Annotated in this window: 4 protein-coding genes; all 4 read left to right on the forward strand. The window is 67.9% G+C overall.

Annotated features, from left to right (window positions below; translation table 11 throughout):
* Positions 1-21: 21 nt before the first annotated feature.
* Entirely contained in the window at positions 22-2,193 is a 2,172-nt protein-coding gene (locus QLQ86_RS05405; protein ID WP_282816160.1) for a type I secretion system permease/ATPase, read from the forward strand.
* Complete coding sequence (locus QLQ86_RS05410; RefSeq protein WP_282816161.1) at positions 2,193-3,620, forward strand: HlyD family type I secretion periplasmic adaptor subunit; 1,428 nt, start codon at positions 2,193-2,195, stop codon at positions 3,618-3,620. The genes QLQ86_RS05405 and QLQ86_RS05410 overlap by 1 nt, the downstream gene beginning before the upstream one ends.
* Positions 3,620-4,225 (forward strand): response regulator transcription factor, encoded by a 606-nt coding sequence (locus QLQ86_RS05415; RefSeq protein ID WP_282816162.1) that lies wholly within the window; start codon positions 3,620-3,622, stop codon positions 4,223-4,225. The genes QLQ86_RS05410 and QLQ86_RS05415 overlap by 1 nt, the downstream gene beginning before the upstream one ends.
* 167 nt (positions 4,226-4,392) lie before the next feature.
* Positions 4,393-6,132, forward strand: a 1,740-nt coding sequence (locus QLQ86_RS05420; protein WP_282816163.1) for a retention module-containing protein, incomplete at its 3' end; no start/stop codon positions are given.

Here is a 6,132-nt window from a genome sequence, read left to right on the forward strand (position 1 = left end):
GTATCGATTCTCGAGGTGGTTGTGTCGCAGAAAGAAGATCTGGATCCGGGGCCGGGTCCCTCCCGGTCGGCCGTGCATGACGAGTTGCTCGAGTGCCTGCAGACCATCGCGCGGGTCCATGGCCATGCGGTCACGGCCGAGGCGCTGACCGCTGGCCTCCCCCTGGAGGAGGGGCGACTGACGCCTGGCGTCTTTACCCGCGCCGCGTCCCGCGCCGGGCTCACCGCCCGGATCATCCAGAGCCGACTGGTGCAGCTCAATCCCGCCCTGTTCCCCGCCGTCCTGCTGCTTGAGCCGGGACGCGCTTGCGTGCTGGTGGCCCTCGACCTCAGGGCGCGCCGCGCCCGGGTGATCTTTCCCGAACTGGGCGATGCCGAGACCGAGGTGAGCCTGGATGGCCTGGAGGCAAGCTACAGCGGCCAGGCGATCTACGTGCGACCCCGATTCCGTTTCGATGCCCGCGGGCCCGAGGTCAATCGGCAGCGTTCGCGCCACTGGTTCTGGGGCGTGATCCGCGAGAATCGCAAGCTCTATCGCGACGTCATCGCCGGCTCGGTGGTGATCAACCTCTTCGCGGTGGCGATGCCGCTGTTCGTGCTCAACGTCTACGACCGAGTGGTGCCGAACCATGCCACCGAGACGCTCTGGGTGCTCTCGGCGGGAATCTTCATCGTGCTCTGCTTCGACCTGGCCCTGCGCCTGATGCGCAACGCCTTCGTCGACCTGGCGGCCAGCCGCGCCGACGTCAAGCTGTCGTCGTCGATCATGGCCCGGGTGCTGGGGCTGCGCATGGAGGCGCGTCCTGCCTCCACCGGCTCCTTCGCGGCGACCCTGCAGTCCTTCGAGTCGGTACGCGCCTTCATCGGCTCGGCCACGGTGGTGGCCCTGGTCGACCTGCCCTTCGTGCTGATGTTCGCGGGGATCATCGCGCTGATCGGCCCGCCGCTGGTGATCCCGGTGCTGGTGGGTATCGTCTTCGTGCTGCTCTATGCCATGGCCGCCCAGGGCAAGCTCCACGAGCTCTCCGAGACCACCTGGCGGGTGGGGGCACAGCGCAACGCCACCCTGGTCGAATCGCTTTCGAACCTGGAGACGGTCAAGACGCTGCGGGCCGAGAGCCGCATCCAGGGAACCTGGGAGAAGGCCTCGGCCTTCCTGTCGCGCACCTCCGCGCAGCTACGCCTCGTGAGCTCCTCGGTCTCCAGCGTGGCGCTCTGGGCCCAGCACAGCGTCGCCGTGTGCGTGATCATCATCGGGGTCTACCAGATCATCGAGGGCAACCTGACCCAGGGCGGCCTGATCGCCGCCTACCTGCTGTCGTCGCGAGCCATGGCCCCGATCAGCCAGGCCGCGGCGCTGCTGGCGCAGTACCACCAGTCCTCCACGGCACTGCAGTCGCTCAATGCGGTGATGGAGCGGCCGGTCGAGCGCCCCGAGGGCAAGACGTTCATCGACCGTCCGGTGGTGCGAGGCGAGATCCGCTTCGACAAGCTCTCCTTCCGCTACCCGGAGGCGGAGCGCGAGGCCCTGCATGACATCTCGGTGACCATCGAGCCAGGCGAGCGGGTGGCCCTGCTGGGCCGCGTCGGCTGCGGCAAGACCACTCTCAACAAGCTGCTGCTGGGGCTCTACCAGCCCACCGCCGGGGCGGTGATGATCGACGACGTCGACATCCGCCAGTTCGACCCCGTGCAGCTGCGCCGCCATATCGGCTATGTGCCCCAGGATGTCAGCCTGTTCTTCGGCTCGCTGCGCGACAATATCATCGCCGGTGGCGGCAGCGACGGGGTCGATGACGAGGCGCTGCTGCGCGCCATCAAGCTGAGCGGCCTCGACAGCCTGGTCAATGCGCATCCCCAGGGCGTCGACCTGCCGGTGGGCGAGCGTGGCCAGATGCTCTCCGGTGGCCAGCGGCAGGCCGTGGCCATTGCCCGGGCGCTCGTCCATGACCCGCGCATCCTGCTGCTCGACGAGCCCACCAGCTCCATGGACCATGCCAGCGAGGAGGCCTTCAAGGCCAACCTCAAGGCCTACGGCCAGGGCAAGACCCTGATCGTCGTCACCCACCGCACCTCGTTGCTCTCGCTGGTCGATCGCATCCTGGTCATCGATGCCGGCAAGGTGGTGGCCGATGGCCCCCGGGACAAGGTGGTGGAAGCCCTGCGCAAGGGCCAGATCGGGAGGGCCAGCTGATGGCCACCTCGAAAAAGACCGCCGAGCAGCAGGGCTTCGAGGCCATCGGCCGCTTCTCAGAGGCGGGTGGAAGGCCCTTCCGGCCCTTCATCGACCGGCTCTTCGCACGCCGGGTCAGTTCCGCGCACCTCAGTCGCGACTGGGCGAGCGACGCCGACTGGGCCCGCCTCCAGCAGGACCCGATCCGCGCGCGCGGCTTCCTCTACGTGGTGGTGCTGGCCGTTGCCGCCCTGCTGGTGTGGGCCTGGTTCGCCTCCATCGACGAGGTGACGCGTGGGACGGGCCGGGTGATCCCCTCCAGCCAGCTGCAGCGGGTGCAGTCCTTCGACGGCGGTGTCGTCCAGGAGATCTCGGTCCGCGAGGGACAGCGGGTCGAGGCCGGCGAGCTGCTGATGCGCATCGACCCCACCCGCTTCGTCTCAAATTTCCGCGAGAACCGGGCCAAGGCAGAGTCCCTTCAGGCGCGTGCGGAACGGCTGCGGGCGCTGGCCACCGGGTCGCCCTTCACCCCCTCGGACGCGTTGATCGATAGTGCGCCCGAGATCGTGGATCAGGAGCGCGAGCTCTTCGAGAACGGTCTCGACAAGTTGGCCGAAGAGAAGAGCATCCTGCAGGAGCGGCTCTCCCAACGTCGTGCCGAGCTCGAGGAGGCCCAGTCGCGGCGTGACACTGCCGCCAGGGAGCTGGGCATGGCCAGCCAGGAGCTGAACCTCACCCGCCCGCTGCTGCAGTCCGGAGCCGTGTCCGAGGTCGAGGTGCTGCGCCTGCAGCGTGACGTCTCCCGAGCCAGTGGCGATCGTGCCCAGGCCACGGCTCAGGTGGATCGTCTGCTGTCGGCGATCGAGGAAGCCCAGGCCCAGCTGCGCGAGGTCGAGCTGGAAGCCCGCAACGAGTGGCGCACCGAGCTCTCGCGAACCCTGGGCGAGCTGGCGGCCCTCAATGAGTCCAGCGCTGGACTGCAGGACCGCGTTCGGCTGTCGGAGATCCGCTCGCCGGTGGATGGCGTGATCCAGCGCCTGGGCATCACGACCCTCGGTGGGGTCGTCCAGCCGGGCCAGGAGGTGGTCGACATCGTGCCCACCGACGATGCCATGCTGGTGGAGGCGCGCATCGCCCCGCAGGACATCGCCTTCCTGCGTCCCGGACAGCCGGCGACCATCAAGCTCACCGCCTACGACTTCGCCATCTACGGCGGGATCGAGGCCGAGCTCGACCACATCAGTGCCGACACCATCACCGATGACGAGGGCAACACCTTCTACCTGGTGCGGGTGCGGACGGCAGAAGACGCCCAGATGCATCAGGAACTGGACGTGATTCCGGGCATGACCGCCCAAGTGGACATCATGACGGGCAAGCGAACCGTGATGCAGTACCTGCTCAAGCCCGTGCTGCGGGCCTGGGACAATTCCATGGGAGAACGATGATGGCACAGCTCTTCGTCTGTCAGGGACGTGACGAAATCCCTCGCTGGCGCGCGGCCTTCGGGGAGGCGCGCCTGGTCACGCCGCAGCAGGCCCGTGCCCAGGCCGGGCAAGGCGACGGCGTGTGGGTCATGAGCAATATCGAGGGCTGGCTGGGTCTGGTCACTCTGCTCGCAGGCCGCGGGGCCATGGTCAAGGTGCTGAGCTATGCGCCCAGCTCGCGAGAGGCCCTGGGGGCCTTGAACGCCGGCGCCCGGGGCTACGCGCATGCGCTCTCGCCCCCTGAGCTGCTGAGGGAGATGGCGCTGGTGACCCGCCACCAGGGGATCTGGGTCCTGCCCGAACTGCTGGCCCAGGTAATGGGCGGCGCCTACCGGGCCCTGGGCGGGGAGTCGCAGCAACAGGACGAGGCCCTCTCGGGTTTGACCGATCGCGAAAGGGCGGTGGCGCTGGCCGTCGCGGAAGGGCAGAGCAACAAGGAGGTGGCCCGCCGGCTCGAGATCACCGAGCGAACCGTCAAGGCGCATCTCGGAGCCATCTTCCGCAAGCTCGGGGTGCGCGACCGGCTGCAGTTGATTCTTCGCCTGTCCCAGCGGGAAGCCGTATGAGACTCCGCAGCGTCTGAGAAGGCCATTGGCTTGACGTGGGTCAATGGCAGGGCGCTGCCCTGCCCAACAGTACAATATTCCTCCCCCGGAACCTGGCCTAGTTTAATGCTATCAACCGTTCTTCCGTGGGCGGCATCACACGCGTTTCGTACGCAGGGAGTCATCTCATGACCATCGCAACCATCATCTCCATCAGCGGCCAGGCCTGGGCACGTGACGAGGCCGGCAACCTTCGCGAACTGCGGGTGGGAGACACCCTGCAGGAGGGCGAGACGCTGGTCACCTCGGACAATGGCCGGGTGGAGCTCGACTTCGCCGACGACCTGGACCCCACGGTGATCGAAGGGGGACAGGAGGTCGTCATGACCCCCGATCTCGATGCCGAACAGCCGGTGGCGGCGGAGGAGGCAAGCGCCCAGGACGAGGATCTGGAGGCCCTGCTCTCGGCAATCGACGAGGGGGAGGGGGACCTGCTCGAGGGCCTGGATGCCACCGCGGCCGGTGCCGGGGGCGCCGGCGGTGAAGGCGGCGGTCATGACTTCGTGCGTCTTGCGCGCATCACCGAGAACGTCAATCCGCTCGCCTTCGAGTACGGCCTGGCGTCTCTCGACGGTACGCCCGAGATCGAGGGACAGGCAGTCGAGGCACTCGCGCTCGAGGACGAGCCGGATTCCTTCCCGACCGTTGACACCATCGATCTCGACGGGGATGGCGACACGGTCTGGGAGTCGGCCCTGCCGGAGGGCAGCGGCGGTGGCACCCTGACGACGTCGGGGACCCTACAGATCGATACCGGCACCGATCTGTTGGCGCTCATCGAGGTGCGGGATGCCGAGGGCAACTGGATCGCTGTCGGCGCCGAAGGCAGTACCATCGTGGGCGAGTACGGCACCCTGACCGTCAACCCCGACGGCAGCTGGTCCTACACCCTGGCCCAGAGCATCGACCACCCGGCGCAGGGCGAGACCGGCGAGGCCGACCAGCTGGCCGACACCTTTGCCGTGCGCGTGACCGACGATGATGGCGATGTCTCCGACCCGGCGACACTGACCATCCACGTCAATGACGATGGCCCGGTGGCCAGCGGCGACGCCGTGGGCGAGATCGCTGAGGACGGCAGCGTCGATATCGACGTCTTCGCTAATGACACCGCGGGCGCCGACGGCGTCGACCTGCAGAGCGGCGTCGCCGTGGCCACCGCGCCTACCCAAGGTACGGTGACCTACAACGGTGACGGCACCTTCACCTACACCGCCAATCCCGGCGCCGAGGGCAGCGACAGCTTCAGCTACACCCTCACCGACGCGGATGGCGACACCGCCACGGCCACGGTGACGCTGAGCATCGCCGCGGACTCCACGCCGACCGTGACCGTGGCGGATGCCTCGGTCGACGAGACGGGCGGTCTCGAGTCCGATACCCAGGCGTTTACCACCACCTACGGCAGCGACAGTGCCGGCACGCTGGCCCTGAGTGCGGCGGGTGCCACCTGGGATGCCGCCACCAGCACCCTGGCGGCGGACAACGGTGACTGGCAGATCGTCGTCAATGATGACGGCACCTACACCGTGACCCAGCTGCAGGCGATGACGCATCCGGACGCCAGTGATCCGAACGACGCGGTCGTGGTCACCGTGACGGCGGACATCACCGACAACGAGGGGGATCCGGCGCAGGACACCTTCACGGTCACCTTCCTTGATGATGGTCCGGTGGCTGCCGATGACACCGTGACAGACGAGGTGGATGAGGACGGCAGCGTCGACATCGACGTCTTCGCCAATGACACCGCGGGCGCCGACGGCGTCGACTTGCAGAGCGGCGTCGCCGTGGCCACCGCGCCTACCCAAGGTACGGTGACCTACAACGGTGACGGCACCTTCACCTACACCGCCAATCCCGGCGCC

It is taken from the genome of Halomonas rhizosphaerae (assembly GCF_030012485.1).
In the GTDB taxonomy this organism is placed as follows: domain Bacteria; phylum Pseudomonadota; class Gammaproteobacteria; order Pseudomonadales; family Halomonadaceae; genus Halomonas; species Halomonas rhizosphaerae.